Genomic DNA, 2,043 nt, shown 5'->3' with positions numbered 1-2,043 from the left:
AAGAGGAGAATGTTCGTAATCCTTGCTCATGCGTCTAAAATTGGAAAGCCAGGCAAAGGTTCGTTCTACAATCCAACGTTTAGGAATAACTTGAAATCCTGTATCAACCAATTTCTTGGTAATCGTTAGCAAACATCCAGTTTCCAACAAACATCGATTTTGTAATTTACCTTTGTATCCTTGGTCAGCAAAAAACCTACGTAATGTTGGAGCTTTGCATTTAGCTTGAACAAAAAGATACCATCACGGTCCTGAATGCTTGCGCTGTGTACTTCTACAGTAATTACAAGACCTAGTGTATCTACAATAATATGGCGTTTTCTACCCTTTATTTTTTTACCGGCATCATATCCTCTTGATCCCCTTTTTGAGTCGTTTTCACTGATTGACTGTCAATTATACCTACTGAAGGTGTCTCATTTTTACCAACCATTTTTCTTACCTCTTTTACTAGCATGTCATGTATTTTTTTCAATTTTCCATTATTACGCCGCCTGAGAAAATAGTCATACACCGTTTTCCATGGAGGAAAATCTTTTGGTAGCATTCTCCACTGGCAACCACCCCTCATTATATACCTTATTGCATTAATAATTGTTCTGGTGTTATGTTTTCTTGGTCGTCCTATCGCTCCTTGTGCAACATAGGGCTCTAAAATTTCCCATTCCTTGTCACTTATATCACTTGGATACAACTTACCCTCCTATTTTTTGCTTACCTCATCATACTCTTTTCTTCATTCCCTTTCAAGACAGGTTCTTAGTATCTTGTAAAAAGCATCTAATGTTTTAAGCTTAAGCATTAGGTGGAGGAGGGAAGAACTCTGTTTCTCCTCTTAGATATAAAATCTGTAAGAAAGATAAGAGTTCCCTCCTCAAAAGTATAGGCTGGACGGTATCGTAGAAAGACCTAAATGGCTCTAATTCTGTATCCACAAGGTTAGCCTTACTTTTCGTTTTAAATGGTAACGTATGGGGTTATATATGATCAACAACTTTCTTGGAATTGATGTATCAAAAGATCGCTTTGATGTTTTTCTTTCATTCATAAGTAAAAAAGAAAAGCGTGAAACTAGGAAAAGGAGCTTTAAGAACGATGATCTTGGGTTTCAAGGTCTGCTGAGTTTTCTACAAAAGCATAATGTGGAAGAAGTAAAGTCATGCATGTGGTTGTTATAGCGAAGCTTTGGCTGAATTTCTGCACAATGCTGGACATTTTGTTAGTGTTGTAAATCCTTATTGTATTAAATCTTATACAAGGAGTAAGCTCGTAAGACAAAAGAATGATCAGACTGATGCAGAAATTATTGCTGATTATTGCCAAAGACAGGAACCAACTCGTTGGACACCACCTTCTTCTGAAATGAAAAAATTAAAACATCTTTATCGTTGCTCAGTTGCGTTAAAAGAATTAGTAAATAACCACCTAGAAAAAAAAGAGAGACTGCCTAAAGAAGTTGCAAATGCTTGTTGCAACGAATATAGTTAAAAAAATAGAAATAATAAAAAACTCCATACGCAAACTATTAAAGCAGCACAAAGAATTGTTGGAAAATTTTCAGCTTCTATTGACTATTCCAGGAATAGGAGAGGAATCAGCAATGGCTATTTTAGCTGAAATCCCTGACATAAAAGCTTTTAGAGATGCCAGGCAATTGGCAGCATATACAGGAGTTATACCGAAAAATATAACATCAGGTTCATCTGTACATTCTAAACCAAGATTAAGTAAATCAGGTTCACAAACATTACGTAAGGCCCTTTTCTTTCCTGCCATAGTAGCCAAGAATCACAATCCTATCATTGTGAGTTTTTGCCAAAGACTAAAGAAGAAGGGTAAGCATAATATGGCAATTGTGGGAGCTGCAATGCGTAAGCTACTCCATATCATTTTCGGTATCCTGACATCCAAAAGTGCTTTTGATCCAAATCATATCAAGAATTACAGAACTAGGATGTTGACTGTAGTTTAAAATCAAAAAATGCTTCCAATCCATTCAACATATTCACTAACTGTAATCTGTGTACTGTTACACAATCAGAA

2 protein-coding genes and 2 pseudogenes are annotated in these 2,043 nt (G+C 35.9%); 1 reads left to right on the top strand and 3 read right to left on the bottom strand.

The annotated features are described in order from the left end of the window. From Wcon_RS13220 to Wcon_RS10640, 3 genes and pseudogenes are all read right to left on the bottom strand, one after another. A pseudogene (locus Wcon_RS13220) lies at positions 1-195 on the bottom strand (transposase); the annotation flags it as partial. Beyond that, a complete protein-coding gene (locus Wcon_RS13215) occupies positions 126-308 on the bottom strand; it encodes a hypothetical protein (RefSeq protein ID WP_410543477.1) in 183 nt (60 codons plus the stop codon). The pseudogene Wcon_RS13220 and the gene Wcon_RS13215, both read right to left, overlap by 70 nt. A 20-nt stretch (positions 309-328) precedes the next feature. Beyond that, positions 329-694 (bottom strand): transposase, encoded by a 366-nt coding sequence (locus Wcon_RS10640; protein WP_114517957.1) that lies wholly within the window; start codon positions 692-694, stop codon positions 329-331. 289 nt (positions 695-983) lie between these two features. Here Wcon_RS10640 and Wcon_RS10635 point away from each other — a divergent pair. Next, a pseudogene (locus Wcon_RS10635) lies at positions 984-1,972 on the top strand (IS110 family RNA-guided transposase). Positions 1,973-2,043: the final 71 nt, after the last annotated feature.

The organism is Wolbachia endosymbiont of Cylisticus convexus, assembly GCF_003344345.1.
This window is presented reverse-complemented; position numbering and strand designations above follow the sequence as displayed.